Genomic DNA, 21,895 nt, shown 5'->3' with positions numbered 1-21,895 from the left:
TCGGGCGGTGCGGAAGCACGCCAATGGCAATGGGACATATCAAGGAGAATACAGCGTGATTTTGTAACTACGATGAACCGGGCATGAAAGCGTGCTTAGCCTGCTGCCGATGCGTCATCTTGCCATGTAGCGGCCGACAAGACCAGAGTTCGCATCTGCGACACTCCGGTGCTCAGGCGCATTTGGAGCCTTGGACGCACAATCGGACACGACCAGGCATCGGGCTCGATACGCGCGAGCTTGGTCCAGTCCTTCTCGGTGACGAGCAACGCGTCCATGCCATCGGCGGCGCGACGGAGGCGCTCGATGGTGGCGGGCGCGTAGGGGTCGTGATCGCGCAGCTCGATCGTGTGAGCGGGCGGGCCGAACGCGGCGGCGGCCTGGTCGATGAACGCCTGCGGCTTGCCGATAGCGCAGGCCAGCGCGTAGCGGCGGCCTCTGAGCCAATCCAACGGCTCGACGCGATCCATGACGAGCAATTCGCTCCACGCGTGCTCGGCGTGGGCAACGACCAGATGGGGGAACTGGCGCCGAAGCTCGGCCTCGATCCGCGAGAGGTCGGAGGGCGTGGCGCGGTCTGCATGGGTGAGCACCACCGCCTGGGCGCGCGCGAGGCTGGACACCGGTTCGCGCAGCCAGCCGGCGGGGAGCAGTCGCTGGGCGAAGGCGTCCTGCGTCGCGTCGATCAGGACGATGTCGAGCTGGCGCACCAAGCGCCGGTGCTGGAAGCCGTCGTCGAGCACAACCACATCAACGTTCTCGCCCTCGGGCGTGGCGAACAACTGCAAGAGCTGCTGCACGCGGTTCGGCCCAACGGCCAGCGGCACGTCGGGCAACGCCGTGCGGTGGAGTTCGGCCTCGTCGCTCAGGCCGTTGTTTGAGGCATAGCCGCGAAGCGCGATCGTGGGATGGTGGCCGGCTTCGATGAGCCAGTTGCACACCATCTGCACGGCCGGGGTCTTGCCCGTGCCGCCCACGCTCAGGTTGCCCACGCAGATGACCGGGCGATCGAGCGTCACGCTCAAGCCGCTGAAGGAGAACGGCTTGGCCCGCTTGCCCGCGTCGAAGCTGGCGTTGCGATCGCGCACGATGCGCGCGTAGACGCGCTCGGCCAGCGGCGCAAGGGGGCGCAGGGCGGCGGGCATCGGCCCGCGCTCACCGGGCATCGTGATCCTTTCGCTCGGCCAGCAACTGCTGGCGGAGCCGGGTGCCCATCGACCGGCTCAGACGCCGTCGCTGGAGGCGCGCGATGCGGAGGTTGTTGGCGATATCGATGAACGCCATCAGGATCACGAAGCCCACCAGCACCATGGCGACCGCCCAGATGAGCGCGAACTGGCGGGTATTCTGCGGCGAGACCACCGAGAACGCGACGACGAGCACCGGCGCGGTGATCAGGATGAGCCAGCCGTTGGCCGTGCGGATGCGCCGCCGGCTTTCGGGCATGTCGGCCCCGCGCATGGCCAGCAGGTGGGCGGCGACCGTGACCAGCGTGATCATCGCCAGAGGCGCCGAGACCCAGATGGGCACCAGGCCGTTCATGGGCGCGCCCCCCAAGCGGTGGTGAGGGCGAGCCAGCCTGGCAGGCGCTGCGTCGGCAGGCCGACGACGGTGTCGGGGTCCCCTTGAACGGTAATGGGCCAGCCGTCGGCCAAACGCTCGGTCAGGTTGTACCCGCCGGCCTTGCCCCGCCAGCCGCCGGTAATGAGGTAGCGGTCGATGGCGTCTTCGGAGACGTTGCCGAACGTCACGAGCGCCACGTCGGCCAGCAGCAGGCGGTTGGCGTGTGGATGGTGCGGGTCGATGAGTGCGACCCCGGTCACGACGCGTTGCGTCTGGCCGACCATCGACCTGAGCGTGGACCGAGCGTGCGCGTCGGTCGCTGGCTTTCCGATGATGCGGCCGTCGAGCTCGCACGCGGTGTCGGCACCCATGACCACGCCGGTCGCGCCCTCGGGCAGCACCTCGATGGCGGCGAAGGCCTTGAGGTACGCCATCGCGACGGTCCAGGTGAGGGCGGTCGCGCCATGGGGCGGGGTGAGCTGGCCGTCGTCGACGTTCGAGGGCACAACGGTGAAGTCGGCGCCCAGCTCGGTCAGGATCTCCCGCCGCCGAGGGCTTCCGCTGGCCAGAAGGAGGCGCACCGGGGGCCAAGCCGACGCCTGCGGGTCAGCCGCTATCCTGCCTCCATGCGAGCTCACCTGGTCCAACTGGACATCGTATGGGAGGACCGCGAGGCCAACTTCGCCAATGTTGGGCGGCTGCTGGATGGTGCGGACGTGCGCCAGGGCGACCTGGTGCTGCTGCCCGAGATGTTCGATAGCGGGTTTTCCCTTAATACCGACACCACCGCCGACGACGGCACCACCCAGGCTTGGCTGGCAAGGCTGGCCGACGATCTCGGGGCCGTGGTGATGGGCGGCCGGACGGTTGGAGGCTGTGCCAACGGCGGCTGCGGTAAGGCGACCAACCACGCCACGGTCTTTGCCCCCGGCGTTGGCGGCGGCGAGCCCCAACTGCTGTGCGATTACACCAAGATCCATCCCTTCACCTATGGCCGCGAGGGCGAGAAGTTCGTCGGCGGGCGGCATGTTGAGACCTTCCGCTGGGAGACCGGCGGCGAGTCGTTGACGGTGTGCCCGACCATCTGCTACGACGTCCGCTTCCCCGAGCTCTACCGGCTGGGCCTCCAGAAGGGCGCCGAGGCGTTCACCTGCATCGCCAACTTCCCCGCCGCCCGCCAGAGCCACTGGCGGACGCTGGCCATCGCCCGCGCCATCGAGAACCAGGCCTTCATGCTGGCCGTCAACCGCCGCGGCAACGACCCCTACCTGGCCTACGCCGGCGGCACCATCGCCGTGGACGCCAAGGGCGAGGTCATCGGCGAGCTTGGCGATGAGGAGGCCGTGCTGACGGTGGAACTCGACGTGCCGGCGTTCCGCAAATGGCGCACGGAGTTTCCGGCCTGGAAGGATGGGCGTTTAATGGACAGCGCTGGGGGCTAGCCCTTGGGTCTCACCGCATGCCGCGTATTCGCCGACCGCGTGATCAGCGCGATCTGGCTTGGCAGGTCGTGGGCGATGCGGGTCGTTACGTCGCCCTCGATCTTGCGGGCCAGCAGGGGGCGGCGGCTCTCGCCCATGATGAGGGTGTCGCAGCCGTAGGTGACGGTGTGGTCGAGGATCTCGTGCACCACGTCGTTGCTGGTGACGTAGATTGGGACGCAGGGCACGCCGTGCTCGCGGGCGAGCAGGATGGTGGTGCCCAGGGCTTCCTGGGCCTCGTGGTCGTCGTCGATGTTGGGCCGGCGCTGGGGGCCCATGTCGGCCACGCGGAACGTGCGCACGAAGATCACGAACAGCACCGCGCCGCGGCTGCGGGCCAGGTCGACGGCGAACTCGGACTGGTACCGGCCGCGGGCCGCCAGCATGATGCGCGGCTTGCTGGAGTCCAGCGCGATGGGGTCGCGGCGGACTTCGGCCAGCCATCCGGCGATGGGCGTTTCGAGCGGCTTGGGGTCGCGGCTGCGCTTGGCTTGCACGAGGGCGCGCATCGTGAGCACGATGGCCACCAGCCCGCCGCTGAAGGCCAGGCTCTCGGGCTGGGTGACGGCGATGGTGATGGTGACGGCCAGCAGGATGCCGCCGAAAACCCACATGAAGACGCGCACGACGCGGGGGATGTCGAGCTTGCGATTGACCGCTCCGCACAGCACGTTGGTGCTGATGGCCCCGCACACGCCCAGCACGTAGAGCTTGGCCAGCACCTGCACGTCCTGCTCGACCAGGATGACGCCCGTGGGGATGAGCACGGCCACGATGAGCCCGACCCAGGGCACGCCGGGGTAGTTGAGTTTGGTCAGCGCGCGGGGGAGCTCGCGGTCCTGGGCCATGGCGAACATCACGCTGACCATGGCCATCACGGCAGTATTCGCAGCGCTCAGCAGCAGCAGGCCGAAAGTGACACCCGCGATCTTTCCCAGGATGAAGGCGGCGGTGTCATTCCCCGTGATGCGCTGGCCGCTCTCGATGGCGATGCGCTTCATGGCCGTGTCGCGATACTCGATGACAGCCTCGAGCTGGTCGGCCTCTTCCTGCGTGAACTCACCAGCTTCGACCGCCTGCACCACTTGGTTGTGCGTCATCGAGAGCTTGTCGCCGTAGGTGATCTCATCGGGCGCGTGCGTGTGCAGCGTGGTGCTCATGCCCGCCAGGGCGATGCCGAAGAGCATGTTGAGCACCACGACCTCGAGGCTCACCGGCCAGATGGTGCGGCGGGCCGTCTTGCCGATGGGCTTCTTCATGATGCCCGTCATGTTGGCGACGGCCTCGAGGCCTGCCAGCGCGAGGCAGATCTTGGCGAAGCTGACCCAGGCGTCGAACGGGCCGACCTGGGTGAAGTACTCGAAGCTGATGGTCTTCAGCCCGTCGACGAACAGCGGGATTGCCAGGACGGCGAGGATCGCCGAGACCAGCATGGCAAGCATCGCGACGACGAGCGCGAACTGGCCCGAGCGTTTCGAGCCCAGCCAGTTGATCGCGCCGATGAACACCAGCGTGCCAACGGCGAGCGGCAGGGTGAGGTATCTGGGCACGCCGAAGTAGTGGAAGGCCTCGATGACGCTGATGGCCGCCGTCATGATGTACCCGCTCATGAGCAGCGTGGCGCCGATGACGCTCAGCACGGGTTTGACGTCGCGGGCGGCCGAATAAACACCGCCACCATCGGGATAGCAGCGGCAGATGTGGGTGTAGATCCAACTGACGGCCAGCATGAGCACGCCGATGGCGGCGAGGTAGACCACGCTGGCGTGGCCCGTATAGAGGAATGCCAGGCCCAGCACGTAGAGGCGGCTGGTGCCCCAGTCCCCGTAGAGCAACGGGCCGGCATGGATGGCCCCGAGGTCTCGAGGGCGGGATGTACCAATGACCATGGGTGGCCCTTACCAAGCCCCCGGGGTCGGTGGGCATCGGGCCCTACCGACGGGGTCGCAACAGTAGCGGCCTTATCGGCCTGGATTCGGGGTGGCCGGCGAGGGGAAATGCCGAACCGGGCGCGAACTTTTGGTGAAATGGTGCGAATCGGATGCCCGGTGGGATCCGATCTGCGTCCGCGTCGCCAAGCCGGCTGGGCCGGTGGGTGCCGGGCGTCGATAACGCTTGCGGAAGGCCGTGCGGGCCAGCCCCACGGCCTTTCGTGTGATTTGTCCGTGGGCGGTTGGGTCGCTATGTTCCCCTCCCGTTTCGGGGGCGACCGCGAGGCCGAGCGGGCCGTACCCGCGTGTCCCAAAGAACCGTCCTGATTGAGGCAGCCCTAGACGATGTCCGAACCAAGCCCGACACCCGCGAGAAACCCCTCCGAAGCCTCGGCTTCGGGCACGGGCGCGATGTCGGGGACCGGTGCGCTGTCGGGCAGCCGGACTGCCGCGATGCAGGCGATGGACCGCTCGGGCATCACGCCACTGAGCAACGTATCGACGCCCGCAGACCCCGACGCGGCGATGGCCGAGGTGGCCAAGGGCGGGTCGAACGTCGATACCGCGCTGGGGCGTCTGGTCGTCGACTATGGGCTCGCGACGCGCGAAGAAGTCGATCTCTGCAAGGACCGCATGCGCGAGGCCGGGGTGGCTGCCGGTGAAGAAGCCGGCCAGCGCTCGCTGGCGATCGAGCTGGTCGACCAGGATTTCGTCACCAAGCGGCAGATCGCACGGCTGAAGGCCATCCTCGACGCCGAGCGCAGCGGGCAGAAGATCCCCGGCTATCGGTTGCTGGGCAAGCTCGGCGCCGGCGCGATGGCCACGGTGTACAAGGGCCGCCAGCTCAACCTCGACCGGCTGGTGGCCATCAAGGTGCTGCCCCGCAAGTTCAGCCAGAACCCGCAATTCATCGAGCGTTTCTACGCCGAGGGCCGTGCGGCGGCGCAGCTGAACCACCCGCACATCGTGCAGGCGTACGACGTGGGCAAGGCCGGCGAGTACCACTACTTCGTGATGGAGTACGTCAACGGTCGCACCGTGTACGACGACATCGTCAAGCATAAGCGGTATGGAGAGGCCGAGGCGATCGAACTCGTCCGCCAGGTGGCCGCAGCGCTCGGGCACGCGCACGAGCGAGGCATCATCCACCGAGACGTGAAGCCCAAGAACATCATGATCACCAACGAGGGCGTGGTGAAGCTGGCCGACATGGGCCTGGCCCGCGCCGTCAGCGACAAGGAAGCCGCCGAGGCCGAGGCGGGTAAGGCCTTCGGCACGCCTTTCTACATCAGCCCCGAGCAGATCCGTGGCGAGACCAACGTCGGGCCCGAGGCCGACATCTACTCGCTGGGCGTAACGCTCTACCACATGGTCACCGGGGGCGTGCCCTTCGACGGCAAGAACCCCACCAGCGTGATGCACAAGCACCTGAAGGCCGACGCGGTGCCGCCCGATCAGGCCAATCCGAAGCTGAGCGGCGGCATCAGCGAGGTCATCGAGATGATGCTGGCCAAGCGTCGCGAGCAGCGGTATCGCTCGGTGAAGGACCTGCTGAACGACCTGGATGCTGTCACGGCCGGCAAGGCCCCGCCGCTGGCCCACCGGGGGCTGGACGAGGCCGATCTTGCCTCATTGAGCCACCTCGAGACGGCCAGCGTGGCCGCCCCGGCAGAGATGCAGCCCGAGGCACCGATCTCCCAGGGCGGCGATTTTCGCACACCGCTGCTGATCGCCGTGGGCGTGCTGCTGGCCATCAGCTTTGTCTTCAATCTGATCCAACTCGCGTGATTTTGCCGGCAGATTGGGCATTTGTACGCATCTTGGAACACCCGATCTCGCTCGGTGGTTTGCAATTTGTGGGGAGTACCCCCGACAAATTGGCTTGCTCGGCGGCTGGAGATCTGTTATTCTCTACGGCGTGGCAAGAAGCATGAGCCGCCCGAGTTGAGCGGCCATCACCATCAACCGATGTCTGGTTTGGGCTTTGTCCCGGCTGGTTGGCCCGGTCGCACGAAAGCCGTGGTGGGGTTGACGCCCCGTCGTGAGCGTTTGGTTGCCTCTCACCGCTGTGGTGGGGGCGGCAGAATCCAGATGATGTTGCCGGTGTGTACCGGCGTGACCAATCGGCCGGCCTGACGCTGGCACCCCCGAAGGAGAACACCCATCCGAGGACGAAGGTTTTACCGCGACGCCGGCCCCGTGCAACGCACCCGGGTCAACCACATGATCCGCATCAGCCCCATCCGGTTGATCGGGGCCGAGGGCGAGCAGGTTGGCGTGGTCGACACGCGCGAAGCGATGCAGATGGCCCAGGAGGCCGGGCTCGACCTTGTCGAGATCGTGCCCGACACGCGGCCACCGGTCTGCAAGATCATGGACTACGGCAAGTACAAGTACGAGCAGTCCAAGCGCAAGGACAACAAGACCACGGGCCAGCAGGAAATCAAGGAAGTGCGCCTCGGTCGGTCGGTGAAGATCGACCCCCACGACGTGCAGATCCGCGTGAACCAGGCGCGGCGATTCCTGATGCAGGGCCACAAGGTGCAGATCACCCAGCGCTTCCGCGGCCGCGAGATGGTCCACAAGGAACTGGGCATCGAGCGCCTGGCCGAGATCGTCGACCAGCTCGCCGACATCGCCAAGGTCGAGATGGCCCCGCGCTGGGTCATGCGTCAGGCCAGCATCGTGCTTGCGCCCGACAAGAACAAGGTCGAGGCCGCCAAGCGGCAGAAGGCCAAGGACGAGGCCGCCGAGGCGAAGTCCGACGCCGAGCTTGACGCCCAGATCGCCAAGCTCGACGCCGCCGACACGGGTGTCGATGACGACGACGACGTGGAGACGACCAGCGAGAGCGAGGACGACAAGAAGGCCAAGCCCACCCGCAAGGTGTCCAACCCCGTCGAGGACGAGATCAGCGCCCTTTTAGGCGAGTGATCGCGGGCCGAAACGGCCGCGCTCATACCACCGGCTGCTCTTCAACACGGTCTTTCCCAGCCCCAAGCGCTTGCGCGGGGCTTTTTTTGTGTGCGGTCGGAGAGATGCAAACTCGTGCTTGGGGCACGGCTTTGGGTATGGAAAGATCGGCCTTCAGGCGCGGCCTTCCATCGCTCTTACCAGCAGCGACCGCACCCGGGCGTGCCGGTACTCCTCGTCGGTAAAGATCGACGCGGCCGGCCGAGCGCGGGGGGCCGCGATGTCCCGGCGCGCTTCTTGTGGGTCGATCCGGGGCGATTGTCGCTGGGGTTGTTCCTGGGCGGGAGAGCCCTCGGTTGGCGGCACGGGCTCGGTGGCCGCTGGCACCGGGATCGACTGCGGATCGACGCGCTCCGGTGGGACGGGGCCGTCCTGGGCGAGCGAGAGACCGAACACGAGCAGCAGCCAGTTCATCAGAACATGATCCTCATACGCACGAGCAGCGGCGGGTCGCCCTCTTCGAGGGCGTCGATCTTCTCGCCCTGGGCCGTCCATTCATAGATCGCGTTGATCAGGGCCTGGTCGATGTCCGAGCGGCCCGAGCCCCGGCCGTCGGGGATGCGGGCCCGCGAGACACGGCCGGTGTGGTCGAAGAACATCTCGACGAGCGGGCTGGGCGGGCGCCCCATCGCGCGTTGCAGGTCGGTCAGGTGCAGTCGGGTGGTGTTGATCTTCAGGCCCTCGCCCGCGACGACCTTGCCCAGGTCGGTCCGGCGGACGTCGGTGGGCAAGCTCACGGCGTCGGCGGCGCGGGTGTCCTTCTGGCCCGGGCTGCCGTCCTGTTCGTCGTCCTCGGCGGGCTTGGGTTCCTGGGATGGCTCGGAGGCCGGCTGGGGCGGCGTCTGGGCGGCGGGTGCGGGCTCGGGCTCGGCCCGCTTCTCCGCCTCGGCCTGGGCGCGGACTAGTTCGGCGCGGAACGCCTCGAGCATCATCCTGGCGTCGGCCAGTGTCTGGGTTGTCGCGCTGGTCGCCCCGGGCCCGGGTCAACTCGCTCTGGTTCACCGTCGCGGGCGAGGCCACGTGGGGCTCGGGCGTCTCGAAGCCAAGCCAGTTGGGCGTGACGGCCTCGCTCTTTTCGATGCCCAGCTTGATGGGGATTTCCAGCGGGGTGGCCCGCTCGGCGGCGTCGGCGATCCGGGCCGGATCGGCCCCGCCCCGCAGCAGCGCCAGAGCCACCAGCAGGTGGACAACCACGCTCGCGGGCACGGCGACGGCCCAGCGGGCAACGGTGCTGATTCCAGTTGGGGTGGTGCCGGCCATGGCGGTGGATGCTACGAGCGTGCGGGGCTTAGGGGTCGGTGGACGGGACGGCTGCGGGGGCGGCCTCGGCAGGCTTCCCGACCAGCTCGACCGCTTCGTACCCCTGGGTGCGCAGGGCGTCCAGAACCCGCAGCAGGGCCCCCGAAACGCCCTTCTCGTCCACTTCCAGGCGGATCGTTGGCGTTGAGCCCGGGTCTTGCGGCTCGATGGCCCGGTCAATGGCCGCCAGCAGGGCCACACGCGTGGTTTCCGCCAGGGGCTGGCCGGCGACGGCTGCCTCGCCCACGGGCTGGCCATCGACGAAGACCATGCCCTGGCTATCGACGGCCACGATGATGGCCTGTGGGGCCTCGCCTTGGCCGCCCGAGCCCAGGGTGGGCAGGTCCAGGTCCATCACGCTCACGCGGGTGAGCAGCACGAGGGAGAACACGAAGAAGGTCAGCAGCAGGAACACCACGTCGATGAGCGGGGCCATCTCGACGCGGGGCTCGGGGCTGGTACGCCTGACCTTCAGCACGGGCGGATGGTAGAGGGAAGCCGCCGGCGCGTTGACGGCCGGGTGCGGTGGGCCTTCGATCCTGTGCCGGTTCGGCTCATAGGCACCAGAGAAAGGGGGCGGCGATGACGGTACGGATGGAATTGTCGCGCATCCTGATCCGCGAGTTGACCGATTACCAGGTTATCGAGCTGCGGGAGGTGGCCGACAACGGCACGCCCGAGGAAGACCTGCGGACCTTCCCCATCGTCATCGGGCTGCCCGAGGCCCAGGCCATCGAGCGGCGGTTGAGTGGCGTGCCCGTGAAGCGGCCGCAGACGCACGACCTGCTGGCCAACATCATGGACGGGCTGAGCGCCTCGCTCGAGTCGGTCGCGATCACGGATCTGGCCGAGTCGACGTTCTACGCGGTGCTGAGCATCCGCGATGGCGACGGCGAGGTCGTCGAGGTCGACGCCCGGCCCAGCGACGCGATCGCGCTCGGGATCGGGCTGAGCGTGCCGATCTACGTGGCCGAGCATGTGCTGGCACAAGCGACCAGCGACAACCCGCTGGAGAGCCAGTTCGAGGACGACGACGACGAGGACGAGGGCTATGACGAGGGAGAGGGGCCGCCCTTCTGATGCCGCCCGAACCGCCGCCAGTAGCGACCACCAATTCCATCCCCGAGCGAGCGTACCGCAGCGAGGGCGTGCCGGGCATCGGCGGTGTGCTCAAGCAGCGCGAGGACGATTTTCTCGTAGACGAGTTGCCGCTCTACCAACCCAGTGGCCAGGGCGAGCACCTGATGCTGTTCGTCGAGAAGCGGGGGCTGTCGTCGTCGTACATGGTCGGCCTGCTCGCTCGGCACTTCGGCGTGCGCGACGGCGACATCGGGTACGCGGGGCTCAAGGACAAGCTGGCCATCACGCGGCAGCACGTGACCGTGCACGTGCCGGGCAAGACGCCCGAGGACTTCCCGAGCTTGCAGGACGAGCGCGTGAGCATCCTGTGGGCCGACCTGCACGATCGCAAGATGCGGCGCGGGCACCTGGCGGGCAACGGGTTTTCCATCCGCGTGCGGCAGGTGAACCCTCAGGGGGTGCTGCAGGCGCACCGCGTGCTGGGCATCCTGGAAGCTAAGGGCATGGCCAACCGGGTTGGCGAGCAGCGTTTCGGGCAGTGGGGCACGAACCACCTGATCGGGCGGGCGTTGGTGCGGGGAGAGGCCCAAGAAGCCTGTGACCTGCTGCTGGGCCCGACGCCCCATGCCCACATCGACGATGCGCGGGTCGCGTACGCCGAGGGCGATTTTGCCGAGGCGCTGCATGCGACGCCGCTGTCGGCCCAGGGCGAGCGGCGCGTGCTCGACGCGCTGGTGCAGGGGCAGAGCCCGAAGCGGGCCATCCAGAGGCTCGGGCGCACCGAGACCGGCTTTATGGTGAGCGCACTCCAAAGCGCGATGTTCAATGCCGTGCTGCACGAGCGCATGCGGGCCGGCACGCTCGACACGCTGATGGAAGGTGACGTGGCGGTGGTACACGGCTCGACACGCACGACCTTCGTGGTGAGCGCCGAGGAGGCTGGGTCTCCTGAGATGGCCGAGCGGCTGGCCAAGATCGAGGTGAGCCCGACCGGGCCGATGTGGGGGCCGTCGATGCGATGGGCGAGGGGCGAAACGGCCGAGGCCGAGAAGGCCGTGCTCGAGCGTTTCGGCATCACGCTCGAAGACCTCGAACGCTTCGCCAAGAAGAACCGCGGCGCTATGGACGGCGACCGCCGGCCGCTGCGCGTGCCGCTGCGGTATCCGCAGGTCGAGGGCGGGGCCGATGCGCACGGCACCTACGTGCGGTGCGGGTTCGAGTTGCCCAAGGGCAGCTACGCCACCGAGGCGATGGCCGAGGTGATGAAGCCCGACCGGGTGCCGGCGACGTGAGCGGAATGCCGGGCATCGAGAAGCCCGAGGCGGTGCGCGTGGTGTGCCTCGATTGGGGTGGCGTGCTGCTGCGGATCTGCAACGGGTGGGAAGAGGCGTGCGTGGCGGCGGGGTTGCCGTTGCCCGAGGTGCCCGTGAGCGCCGAGATCCGAGCGCGGCGGCGAGCACTGGCCGAGGCGTACCAGCTTGGGAATCTGTCGTGCGAGGCGTACTACCCGGCGGTGGCGGAATTGTCGCCGGGGTACAGCGCCTTGGACATCGAGCGGTTGCACGATGCCTGGTTGTTGCATGAGTACGACGGGGCGGTGGCATTGGCCGAGGAATTGGCGGGGCACGCGCGCGTCACCAGCGCTCTGCTGAGCAACACCAATGTGAGGCACTGGACGCGGCGTGAGCAATTCACAGCGGCGGGCATGCTCGAACACCAGCTCGCCAGCCACGAGCATCGGCTGGCCAAGCCCGACACTGGGTTCTATCGGGCGCTCGAGGCGGCGGTGGGCGCGACCGGCGAGCAGATCGTGTTCTTCGATGACCTGGAAACGAACGTGCGTGCGGCGCGGTCGCTGGGGTGGCAGGCGGTGCGGGTTGATCCGGCGAGTGACACGGTGGCGCAGGTGCGTGGGGCGCTCGGGGATGTGTTGAAAAAGTACAAAAAAGGAACCCCGCGCTTGCGCTTGGGGCTCGGATGAGTCGCTCGTTATGTGTGGTCTTTACGGGAAGATGCCGCGGGTCTTGTAGACCTTGCCGATGTGGTCGAGGGCGGCCAGGTAGCTGGCGGTTCGCATGTCGCACTCGTAGCGCTGGCGGGCCAGCAGGGTGCGGCGGGCCGACATGCACATGACCTTGTTCAGCTCGCGGTCGACGGTCTCGACGTCCCAGATCTGGCAGGCCTTGTTCTGGACCCACTCGAAGTAGGACACCGTCACGCCGCCGGCGTTGCACAGGATGGCGGGCAGCACCTCGATGCCGCGGCGCTGCAGCACGCGGTCGGCCGCGGGGGTACACGGGGCGTTGGCACCCTCGGCCACCACGCGGCACTGGAGCATCTCGGCCTCGCGCGGGCCGATCATCTGCTCGAGGGCGGCGGGGATGAACGCGTCGACGGGGGTGCTGTAGAAGTCTTCCTTCGAGACGGCGTCGGCACCCTTGCCGCCCTTACCGCTGTCGGTGGCGGCCTTGGTCTTCTCGAAGCCGGCGATGCCGTAGTGCTCGTAGCTGTACTCGGTCAGGGCGTGGGCGTCGATGCCGGTCTCGCAGCGGAGGGCGCCCGAGTGGTCCATGACGGCGATGAGCGTGGCGCCCATGTCTTGCAGGATGCGGGCGGCCCACGAGCCCACGTTGCCGAAGCCCAGGATGCTGAAGCGCAGCCCCTCGATGGGGATCTTGATCTGGGGCAGGATCTCGGCCATCACGTCGGCCACGCCTTGGCCGGTGGCCTTCTCGCGGCCGACCGACCCACCCACCTCGACGGGCTTGCCGGTGACGACGCGCAGGCCGTCGTAGGCGGTCTTGCTGTTGGACATCTGGAACGTGTCGGCGATCCAGGCCATGTGCTGGGCCGTGGTGCCCACGTCCGGGGCGGGGATGTCGTAGTCGGGCCCGATGTCGTTCATGATGGCGCTGGTGAAGCGGCGGGTGATGCGCTCCATCTCGTCGGCGCTGTGCTTGCGGGGGTCGACCTTCACGCCGCCCTTGCCGCCGCCCAGGGGCAGGCGTGCCAGCGAGCATTTCATGGTCATGAGCAGGGCGAGCGCCTTCACGTCGTCCAGGTGGACGTCGGGGTGGAATCGCAGGCCGCCCTTGAAGGGGCCCAGGGCGTTGTTGTGCTGGACGCGGTAGCCCTTGAATAGGTGGTGGTGCCCATCGTCCAGGCGGACGGGGAAGTGCACCATGATCTCGTTCTTGGGCTGGGCCAGAATGATCTTGACGCGGTGCTGGAGGTCCAGCATGTCGGCGGCGTGCAGCATGCTGCCGACCGTTTGGGTGTAGAGGTTGTTGGGATCCTTGGGGAACCCAAGCTCATCGAAGACCGGGTTGCGGTTGTCTTCGTCGAGGGAGGGCCCCCCCGCCGAGCCTTGGGTCTGCGTCGCGATCGTTGTCATTGCTACGGCTGCCTCACAGTGAATGCGGCGGTTCCATCCGGTGCGGGGTCCGCCAACCCCGACCGGCCGCCGGAGTCCCTCCGGGCGGCCCGTCAACTATGTCTGGCCTACGAGTCCGAACCTACGAGCGAGCGGCCCATCCGTTCGCCTGCGTCCTCGTGCTTTCTGCCCTGGGTATCGGTCTTTTTGGGCCCGGATTGGGCCCGAAATTCCCAAGGCCCCAGCCACCGCTCGCCATCGGCCCAACGGTGTTCCCATCGGCCGGTTCTCCGCGTGCAGCGTTGAGCCCTAAGGCTAGCCGGAATGGAAGGAAAAAGCGCTCCGAGTGGTGGGCATTATCGGAGGCCTATTCACCGTCCGAGCCCGATTTTCTGGGCGGCTATCCTGCCGTGAGCCGAACGGGAGTGCGGGCCACCCCATATGGTGAGTGCCTAGTATCGAGTTCCCGTTCCGCCGGTCCGGATTCGTGCCTTAGGCGTTGTGGTGGCGCCCCGGAACCAAGAACGATTCTTCAGCCGCCTTCGGGCGGGTCGGCTTGTGAGGCGTGCCCGCGGGGCATGACAAGCCGGCACGGCGGCGTGTCGATTGGCATCGGGTGGCCCGGCGGCCCCGACTCCAGCGAGCACGACCGATCTGAGAGACACAACTTTATGGTGGATGAAACCCTGATCGCATCGCTCGGCCTCGAAGACACCGAGGCGGAAGCGATGGTTCGTGAAGCGCTGGGCGAGGCTGTGGCCCAAGGCGACATGAACGACCTGCTGGATACCCAGATTGCCGACCTCGAACCCGGCAAGATCATCAAGGGCAAGATTATCGGTTATGCCGGTGACGATGTCGTGGTGGAAGTCGGGCTCAAGAGCGAGGGCCTGGTGCCCAAGGACGAGTTCGACGAAGAGCCCAAAATCGGCGAGACCGTCGACGTGCTGCTGCGGAGCCTGGAGGGCTCCAGCGGCGTGGTTGAGGTGTCCAAGCGCCAGGCCGATCGCCAGATCGCCTGGAACCGCATCGTCGACAACACCAAGGAAGACGACATCGTCGAGGGCAAGGTCGTCAAGCAGATCAAGGGCGGCCTGCTGGTCGACATCGGCGTGCCGGTGTTCCTGCCGGCCAGCCAGGTCGACGTGCGACGCCCGCACGACGTGCGCGACTTCGTGGGCCGCTCGGTCCGCGCGATGGTGCTCAAGATCGACACCGAGCGCCGCAACATCGTCATTAGCCGTCGACGGTTGATCGAGAAGGAGCGCGACAGCGCCAAGAAGCGCCTGCTGGAGACCCTGGAAGAGGGCCAGATCGTCAAGGGCCAGGTCAAGAACCTGGCCGACTTCGGCGCGTTCATCGATCTGGGCGGCATCGACGGCCTGCTGCACATCACCGACATGAGCTGGAGCCGGGTGAACCACCCCAGCGAGATGCTCAAGGTCGACGACGAGGTCGAGGTCAAGGTCCTCTCCATCGACATGCAGAAGGAGAAGATCGCCCTGGGCCTCAAGCAGAAGGACCCCAGCCCGTGGGAGGCCATCGAGGCCAAGTACCCCGTGGGCAGCCGTATCCGCGGCGAGGTGGTCAACATCATGTCCTACGGCGCCTTTGTGCGTCTGGAAGATGGCATCGAGGGCCTGGTCCACATCTCCGAGATGAGCTGGACGCGTCGCGTGAACCACCCCAGCGAGGTGGTCAACGCGGGCGACGAGGTCGACGTTGTCGTTTTGGACATCGACAAGAACAAGCAGGAAATCAGCCTCGGCATGAAGCAGACCGAGGTGAACCCCTGGGAGCTGGTGGCCGAGAAGTATCCTCCCGGCACCATCATCGAGGGCTCGGTGCGGAACCTGGCCAACTACGGCGCGTTCATCGAGATCGAGCCGGGCATCGATGGTCTGCTGCACGTCAGCGACATGAGCTGGACCAAGAAGGTCACCCACCCCAACGAGATCGTCACCAAGGGCGACAACGTGAAGTGCGTGGTGCTCGACGTCGACCAGGAGAAGCAGCGCATCAGCCTGGGCGTCAAGCAGCTCACCGAGGATCCCTGGCTCAACGCCATCCCCGGTGCCTACCAGCCCGGCATGGTCGTGCGAGGCAAGGTCACCAAGATCACCAACTTCGGCGTGTTCGTCGAGCTCGAGGACGATCTCGAGGGCCTGCTGCATATCTCCGAGCTGGCCGACCACAAGGTCGAAGACCCCCAGGAGGTGGTCAAGGCCAACGACGAGGTCGACGTGAAGATCCTGCGTGTGGACATCAGCGATCGCAAGATCGGCCTGAGCCTGAAGCGTGCCCAGTGGGGCGATGCGGGCGACGGCTCCTACACCGCCGACCCGGGCCCAACCCGAGGCGGCATGGACGACCACGACGCGATGGGCACCAACAAGATCGAGCTCTGATCTTGTAGGTTCCAAATCAACGCAACGAGGCCCGGGCGCAAGCCCGGGCTTTTTGTTTGCGCATGAGATTGCGAGCCCCCGGAGCCCAGGCTTGCGCCAGGGCCTCGTTGGGCTCACATAAGGGCGATGAAGCTGAGCACCGTAAGGAGCATGATCCGCTTGCCGCTGTCGGAGACCTTCAAGACGTTCTTCATTTTCTACCCTCTCTGATGTTGTCGCCGGCCCGCACCCGGGACGGCTCGTTAGTACACCTTCAACCCCGGTGCCAAAGCCGAAAGTGGGTGATAACCACGAAATCCCTGGGTTCTGGGACCGTGTCGGAGCGTATCGGACGTGGGTGTGGTGGCCCTACGCAACGCTGTCGTGCATCATGTTGCCGAGAGGCGACGCCGCAACGAACGAGGCTCGTCCGGGAATATACTTGCATGTGCATCGATTGGTCTCTGTTGGAGTCCTCTATGCCAGCACCACCCACGCAAGACGATCAGCAACTCGCGGCCACCTTCACGGGCTGCCTGGCGTCGGCCATCCGCCAGGCCGATCGGCTCGTTGCGGGCGTGTTCGACGAGCGGCTGCGGGAGGTCGGCCTGCGGGGCACGCAGATAGCGTTGCTCGGCACCCTGGCCAAGCTGGGCCAGCCCAGCCAGCGAGAACTGGCCGAGGCAACGCACACCGACACGAGCACGCTGAGCCGGAACCTTGATCGATTGGTCGAGCGGGGCTTGGCCGAGTGCGCGGACTGCGAAGCCGATAAGCGAGTGCGTCGCTACACGCTCACCGCCGACGGCAGGCAGTTGCTTCAAGACGCCGTACCGCACTGGGAGGCAGCGCAGCGTGAGGTGTCCGAGCGGTTGGGCGCGGATGTGTGCGGGGTGCTGCAGAAGCTCGCCGACGCGCTGGCGAAGGACTGAGCCTTACGGGCAACCCATGTCGAAGGCGTTCTGGAACGCCAGGAAATCAAAAATCGTGAGCTCACCGTCGCCATCGAAGTCGGCGATGGGGTCGCCGGCGTCGAACAGGTTCTGGAACATGAGGAAATCGAAGATGGTCAGGGCGCCGTCCATGTCGAGGTCGGCGGCGCAGTCGAGGGCGACGGTGCCGTAGAGCTCGAAGGCCCACTCCTTGGGCGTGGGGTTGAAGACGGTCATCGGCACCCAGTCTTCGAGAGCGTCGCCGCTCTCGAAGACCGAGAAGTTCCACTGTGCCGTGGCGTCGCCGTTGGTCCATTCGGGGTGCAGCGGTGCGTTCACTGGCTTGCCGGCCCCGGGCGCGCAGTGGGTGCGGAAGCCCAGGAAGTAGCGGCCCGTATCGAGTTGCACGTTGACGGTCATCGAGTTGCGGTAGATGGTGCCGAAGCTGGCGCTGGTCAGCCCGCTCGGCTCGACCTCGATGGCGGCGTCGGCCTCGCCCACGATGAGCGCGCCCGGCGCTCCGGAGCGCTCGTCGTACTCGTAGATGTACCAGTCCCCGCCCAGGATTACAGGCGGGTCGATCCACACCGAGTAGAACACGATCTCGGTGATCGTGGTGGTGGTGGGCGCGCCGATGGCAAAGTCATCGGCGGCGATGCGCAGCGAGTCGGGCATGCGCACGGCGCTCGAGGCGAAGCCGGTGGCCTCCAGTGCGGCGTCGCCCTCGTGGTTGATCCAGATCTCATCCTGGGCAAGGGCGGCGGCGGGGATGCTCAGGGCGGCGGCGAGTGCGGCGGTCTTCATAGCAATGCATACATCCCGCTGCATGGCTTCGTTGCGGCGGTCAGTAGAACCCTACCGGCCGTGCTTTTTTGCGGGCTGTCCGGCCCCTGGACGTATACTTGAGGACGGATTCGGAGAGAGACTTTACTGGCCGCCCGGCCCGCATTCGGGCCTATGGAGACGACCATGACCACCGCGAACACCAGCATCACCGGCACTGGCCTGGATAGCAACGGGCAAACCACCGTCGACCCGGCCGCCGTCACGATCTCGGGCATCGTGCTCGACCAGATGTATGGGCCCGATAACCCCGCGACCTCGCTGCAGAACTACGACCGCGACATCAGCGAGCCGGGGCAGTATCCGTACACGCGCGGGCTGTACCCCCAGGGCTACCGCAGCCGGCTGTGGACGATGCGGCAGTTCGCGGGCTTCGGCAGTGCCGACGACACCAACCAGCGGTTCAAGTACCTGCTCAACGCGGGCGCGACGACCAAGACCAAGGCCAACACCGGGCTCTCGACCGCCTTCGACCTGCCGACGCTGATGGGCCGCGACAGCGATGACGCGCTGAGCGTCGGCGAGGTGGGCAAGTGCGGCGTGGCGATCGACACCATCGAGGACATGCACCGGCTGTACGCCGACATCCCCATCGATCAGGTGACCATCAGCCAGACCATCAACGGGCCGGCGGCGGTGATCTGGGCGATGTACCTGGCGATGGCCAAGCAGCGCGGGTTCGATATCGCGGATCTTGGCGGAACCTTGCAGAACGACATCCTCAAGGAGTTCCACGCCCAGAACGAGTTCATTTATCCGCCCGAGCCCTCGGTCAAACTCGTCGTCGACACCATCGAGTTCCAGGCCAAGCACATGCCCAAGTGGAACTCGGTGAGCATCAGCGGCTACCACATCCGCGAGGCGGGCAGCACGGGCCCTCAGGAACTGGCCTTCACCCTGCGTGACGGCATGGAATACGTCGAGGCGTGCTTGCTGCGAGGGCTCGACATCGACAGCTTCGGCCCGCGGCTCAGTTTCTTCTTCAACAGCCACAACGAGTTCTTCGAGGAGGTCTGCAAGCTGCGGGCGGCGCGGCGCATCTGGGCCCGCATGATGCGAGAGCGGTACGGCGCCAAGAGCGATCGTTCGTGGTACATGAAGACGCACGTGCAGACGGCCGGGTGCAGCCTCACCGAGCAGCAGCCGCTGAACAACATCGTGCGCGTGGCCTACCAGGCCATGGCCGGCGTGCTGGGCGGCTGCCAGAGCCTGCACACCGACAGCATGGACGAGACGCTGGGCCTGCCCACCGAGCAGGCCGTGACGGTCGCGCTCCGCACGCAGCAGATCCTGGCCCACGAGACCGGCGTGACGCGCACGGTCGACCCCTTGGGAGGCAGCTACTTCGTCGAGGCGCTGACCGACGAGGTCGAGGAGCAGGCGCTCAATTACATCGGCGAGATCGACGCCATGGGCGGCGGTGTGTGGAAGGGCTGTGAGGACGCCAAGCCCACCGGCGGCAAGCCAATTGGTGGGTACGGGGGCGTGGTCGAGGGCATCCACCAGGGCTACTTCCGCCGCAAGATCGCCGAGGCGAGTTATCGCTTCAGTGAAGAGTGCGAGGCGCACGACCGCATCATCGTGGGCGTGAACGAGTACAAGGACGACAGCGAGGGCCGGCCCATCGACATCCTGCAGATCGGCCCCGAGGTCGAGACCACCCAGCTCGACCGCCTAAGCGACTTCAAGAGCCGCCGCAACGCCGACGAGACGAAGAAGGCCCTCGACGCCATCCGCACGGCCTGCCAGCAGGGCGAGAACGTGATGCCGCACCTGATCGAGGGCGCGCTCGCGAACGCGACGCTCGGGGAGATGGTGCAGGCGATGGCGGATATTTATGGGAGGTATGCGGGGGGGCCGGAGTGGTAGGGCCTGCCTTTCGCGTAGCTTGAGTGCTGACGTTGAACCAGACGCCATTGCAAGAAGTTGAAGATCAACTCCAGCGGTGCGGCATTACTGATGCAGACTGTGTCCTCGTGTCTTATAGTCCTCAGTCATTTGGGGATTATGAAGTGAGATGCAGGATCGGATCTCGACTGCTGTTGGATGTAGTGCGAGATCGATCGATTCACTATTTCAAACTTGGAAGCCCCAAGACTCCAAGTCACATGTTCATAATCGAGGACTGGGTAGCATGGGCTGCACGGCGTCGGCTATCCGGGGTAGTTGATGAGCCGCTGACATTGTCAAAGGGGATCGAGTGGATCGCGCGGCATCGGAATGAATTGGAGGCCGCATTGAGCCGGTCCCGAGTGAAGGCTACGAACTCTGAAGTCACGCAGAACGAGTCCGAGCGGCAGAGAACTTGGCTGAAGCGGCTGACTGATGATGTATGAGTGATCCTTGTATGAGCTAGTTGCCCGGCGACTCATCCACCCCCAACCGCCGCTCCACCTCTTCCACTCCCGCCAACTCCCCCTCCGTCCCCGCCACCACCGTCGCCACCATCGCGTCGCCGGTGACGTTGCAGGTGGTGCGGCACATGTCCAGCAGGCGGTCGACGCCCAGGATGGCGGCGATGCCCTCGAGGGGGACGCCCACGCTCTGGAGCACGATGACCAGCATGATGACGCCCGCGCCCGGCACGCCCGCGGTGCCGATGGAGGCAAGCGTGGCGGTGCCGACGATGGCGAGCTGGTCGCCGATGCCGAGATTCATGCTGTAGAGCTGGGCGATGAAGACGGCGGCCACGCCCTGGTAGAGGGCGGTGCCGTCCATGTTGATGGTGGCGCCCAGGGGCAGCACGAAGCTGGAGACCTCGTCGTTGACGCCCAGCCGCTTCTCGACGCACTCCATCGTGACCGGCAGCGTCGCGCTGCTGCTGGCACTACTGAACGCCAGGAGCTGCGCGGGGGCGATGGCCTTGTAGAACCGGGCCGGGCCGACGCCGGTGAAGACCTTGAGGACGATCGGATAGACCACGAACACCATGAGCGCGAGCCCGCCCACCACGCACAGGCTGTAGACCGCGAGCGCACCGAGAACCTCGAGCCCGAGATCGGCGATCACCTTGACGATCAAGGCGAACACGGCGATGGGGGCGGTGAGCATCAAGAGCTCGACGAGCTTGATGACCGCCTTGGTCATGCCGTCGCAGAAGTCGACGACGGGCTTGGCCTCCGATGGCAGGATCAGGCTCAAACCAATGCCGATGAGCAGGGCGAGCATCACGATCTGCAGCATGTTCCCCTCGGCGATGGCGGCGAAGGGGTTGGCGGCGATGAGGTCGACGATGCGCTCCCACGCGCTCATGCCCTCGGCAGCCGCGGCGCGCGCGACCCCGCCCTGGGCCGCGTCCTGGTAGTCGCTGAGCAGGCGATCGCGGGTCTCTTGCGGCACAAATGAGCCCGGGCGGGCGAGGTTGGCGATCACCAGGCCCAGCGAGATCGCCACGGCCGTAGTGACGAGGTAGATCGCGATGGTCTTGCCGCCGATGCGGCTGAGCTTGGTCAGGTTGTTCAGCGTGCTGACGCCCACGATGAGGCTGAACAGCACGATGGGCACGGCGATGAAGCGCAGGCTGCGCATGAAGAGGTCGCCCACGAAGAGGTTGGCGTTGCGGATGAAGCGGGCGGTGTGGGCGAGGACGTTCGCATCCTCGTTGGCGGGCTTCATGTCCAGGCCGATGGCGTTGGCCTCGGCTTCGGTCAGGCTGAGGGGCTTGCGGTCGGCCAGGTCCGGGCGATCGGCGTTCTCGGCCAATGCGCGGATGGTGTCCTGGTTGGGGATGGCTTCGAGCGATTCGCTGCCCAGACCGGTGACGGGCACCATGGCCGACGCGTCCTTGTCGAGGAATGCGGGCACGTGGTCGACGCCCATCGACGTCCACGTGCCGCTGGTCCAGCCCAGGTTGATGATGAGGCCCACGACGATGCCGGCTACGAGGCCGATGATGATCTGCCAGTGGAGGGCCAGGCCCTTGCGGCGTGGTTTGGCTGGGGCGGCGTCGGCCATGGGAACCTCCTGCGAGTGCGTTCTTATCCGCGATGGACTTCCGCGTTGGGCTAGTGATTCCCGCAACACTATGCGGCCG

General features: G+C 66.6%; 19 protein-coding genes. 9 read left to right on the top strand and 10 right to left on the bottom strand.

Features of this window, described 5'->3' with window-relative positions; translation table 11 throughout:
* Positions 1-95: 95 nt before the first annotated feature.
* The 3 genes from lpxK to NCW75_12005 are packed head-to-tail and all read right to left on the bottom strand — an operon-like array spanning position 96 to position 2,144.
* Positions 96-1,166, bottom strand: a complete 1,071-nt coding sequence (gene lpxK / locus NCW75_12015) for a tetraacyldisaccharide 4'-kinase (protein UYV12018.1) — start codon at positions 1,164-1,166, stop codon at positions 96-98.
* Positions 1,156-1,542, bottom strand: a complete 387-nt coding sequence (locus NCW75_12010) for a hypothetical protein (protein ID UYV12017.1) — start codon at positions 1,540-1,542, stop codon at positions 1,156-1,158. The genes lpxK and NCW75_12010 overlap by 11 nt, the downstream gene beginning before the upstream one ends.
* Positions 1,539-2,144: a Maf family protein gene (locus NCW75_12005; protein UYV12016.1), complete on the bottom strand. Its 606-nt coding sequence runs from the start codon at positions 2,142-2,144 to the stop codon at positions 1,539-1,541. Before NCW75_12005 ends, NCW75_12010 begins: the two co-directional genes overlap by 4 nt.
* Positions 2,145-2,189: 45 nt before the next feature.
* Between NCW75_12005 and NCW75_12000 the strand changes: the two genes are divergently transcribed.
* Entirely contained in the window at positions 2,190-3,005 is an 816-nt protein-coding gene (locus NCW75_12000) for a hypothetical protein (protein UYV12015.1), read from the top strand.
* Here the strand turns inward: NCW75_12000 and NCW75_11995 are convergent.
* Entirely contained in the window at positions 3,002-4,933 is a 1,932-nt protein-coding gene (locus NCW75_11995) for a universal stress protein (protein UYV12014.1), read from the bottom strand. The two genes, NCW75_12000 and NCW75_11995, sit on opposite strands and share 4 nt — an antisense overlap.
* A 387-nt stretch (positions 4,934-5,320) precedes the next feature.
* Here NCW75_11995 and NCW75_11990 point away from each other — a divergent pair, with 387 nt between their 5' ends.
* Together NCW75_11990 and infC are read left to right on the top strand one after the other, a co-directional pair.
* Positions 5,321-6,763, top strand: coding sequence for a serine/threonine protein kinase (locus tag NCW75_11990; protein UYV12013.1), 1,443 nt, complete (start codon positions 5,321-5,323; stop codon positions 6,761-6,763).
* A gap of 411 nt (positions 6,764-7,174) precedes the next feature.
* On the top strand, positions 7,175-7,909 hold the full coding sequence (gene infC, locus NCW75_11985) for a translation initiation factor IF-3 (protein UYV12012.1): 735 nt from the start codon (positions 7,175-7,177) through the stop codon (positions 7,907-7,909).
* Positions 7,910-8,062: 153 nt separating this feature from the next.
* On the opposite strand, the gene NCW75_11980 is transcribed toward infC, so the two are convergent.
* The 3 genes from NCW75_11980 to NCW75_11970 all read right to left on the bottom strand — a co-directional run bounded on the left by NCW75_11980 (position 8,063) and on the right by NCW75_11970 (position 9,725).
* Positions 8,063-8,362 (bottom strand): hypothetical protein, encoded by a 300-nt coding sequence (locus NCW75_11980; GenBank protein ID UYV12011.1) that lies wholly within the window; start codon positions 8,360-8,362, stop codon positions 8,063-8,065.
* Positions 8,362-8,877: a hypothetical protein gene (locus NCW75_11975; GenBank protein UYV12010.1), complete on the bottom strand. Its 516-nt coding sequence runs from the start codon at positions 8,875-8,877 to the stop codon at positions 8,362-8,364. The genes NCW75_11980 and NCW75_11975 overlap by 1 nt, the downstream gene beginning before the upstream one ends.
* Before the next feature lie 359 nt (positions 8,878-9,236).
* A complete protein-coding gene (locus NCW75_11970; protein UYV12009.1) occupies positions 9,237-9,725 on the bottom strand; it encodes a biopolymer transporter ExbD in 489 nt (162 codons plus the stop codon).
* 104 nt (positions 9,726-9,829) lie between these two features.
* Between NCW75_11970 and NCW75_11965 the strand changes: the two genes are divergently transcribed.
* From NCW75_11965 to NCW75_11955, 3 genes are read left to right on the top strand one after another with little or no spacing between them, the layout of a single operon-like run.
* Complete coding sequence (locus NCW75_11965) at positions 9,830-10,327, top strand: bifunctional nuclease family protein (protein UYV12008.1); 498 nt, start codon at positions 9,830-9,832, stop codon at positions 10,325-10,327.
* Positions 10,327-11,619 carry a tRNA pseudouridine(13) synthase TruD gene (gene truD, locus NCW75_11960; GenBank protein UYV12007.1) on the top strand — a complete coding sequence of 431 codons (1,293 nt, stop codon included), beginning with the start codon at positions 10,327-10,329 and terminating at the stop codon, positions 11,617-11,619. Before NCW75_11965 ends, truD begins: the two co-directional genes overlap by 1 nt.
* 5 nt (positions 11,620-11,624) lie before the next feature.
* Entirely contained in the window at positions 11,625-12,308 is a 684-nt protein-coding gene (locus tag NCW75_11955; protein ID UYV14194.1) for an HAD-IA family hydrolase, read from the top strand.
* Between the two features lie 21 nt (positions 12,309-12,329).
* On the opposite strand, the gene NCW75_11950 is transcribed toward NCW75_11955, so the two are convergent.
* The gene (locus tag NCW75_11950; GenBank protein ID UYV12006.1) at positions 12,330-13,721 is read right to left on the bottom strand and encodes a Glu/Leu/Phe/Val dehydrogenase; all 1,392 of its coding nucleotides are present in this window, start codon (positions 13,719-13,721) and stop codon (positions 12,330-12,332) included.
* A 650-nt stretch (positions 13,722-14,371) separates the two neighbouring features.
* On the opposite strand from NCW75_11950, the gene NCW75_11945 reads away from it, so the two are divergent.
* Together NCW75_11945 and NCW75_11940 are read left to right on the top strand one after the other, a co-directional pair.
* Positions 14,372-16,108, top strand: a complete 1,737-nt coding sequence (locus NCW75_11945; GenBank protein UYV12005.1) for a 30S ribosomal protein S1 — start codon at positions 14,372-14,374, stop codon at positions 16,106-16,108.
* 458 nt (positions 16,109-16,566) lie between these two features.
* Positions 16,567-17,019 (top strand): MarR family winged helix-turn-helix transcriptional regulator, encoded by a 453-nt coding sequence (locus NCW75_11940; GenBank protein UYV12004.1) that lies wholly within the window; start codon positions 16,567-16,569, stop codon positions 17,017-17,019.
* A gap of 3 nt (positions 17,020-17,022) precedes the next feature.
* Here NCW75_11940 and NCW75_11935 read toward each other — a convergent pair whose 3' ends face one another.
* Positions 17,023-17,823, bottom strand: coding sequence for a hypothetical protein (locus NCW75_11935; GenBank protein ID UYV12003.1), 801 nt, complete (start codon positions 17,821-17,823; stop codon positions 17,023-17,025).
* Positions 17,824-17,988: 165 nt separating this feature from the next.
* Here NCW75_11935 and NCW75_11930 point away from each other — a divergent pair, with 165 nt between their 5' ends.
* The gene (locus NCW75_11930; GenBank protein ID UYV12002.1) at positions 17,989-19,731 is read left to right on the top strand and encodes a methylmalonyl-CoA mutase family protein; all 1,743 of its coding nucleotides are present in this window, start codon (positions 17,989-17,991) and stop codon (positions 19,729-19,731) included.
* 483 nt (positions 19,732-20,214) lie between these two features.
* Here the strand turns inward: NCW75_11930 and NCW75_11925 are convergent, their stop codons facing one another.
* A complete protein-coding gene (locus tag NCW75_11925; protein ID UYV12001.1) occupies positions 20,215-21,816 on the bottom strand; it encodes a dicarboxylate/amino acid:cation symporter in 1,602 nt (533 codons plus the stop codon).
* Positions 21,817-21,895 lie beyond the last annotated feature (79 nt).

It is taken from the genome of Phycisphaera sp. (assembly GCA_025916675.1).
GTDB lineage: Bacteria > Planctomycetota > Phycisphaerae > Phycisphaerales > UBA1924 > JAHCJI01.
The sequence above is the reverse complement of the archived record's forward strand: the minus strand, read 5'-3'. Positions and strand labels throughout refer to the sequence as shown.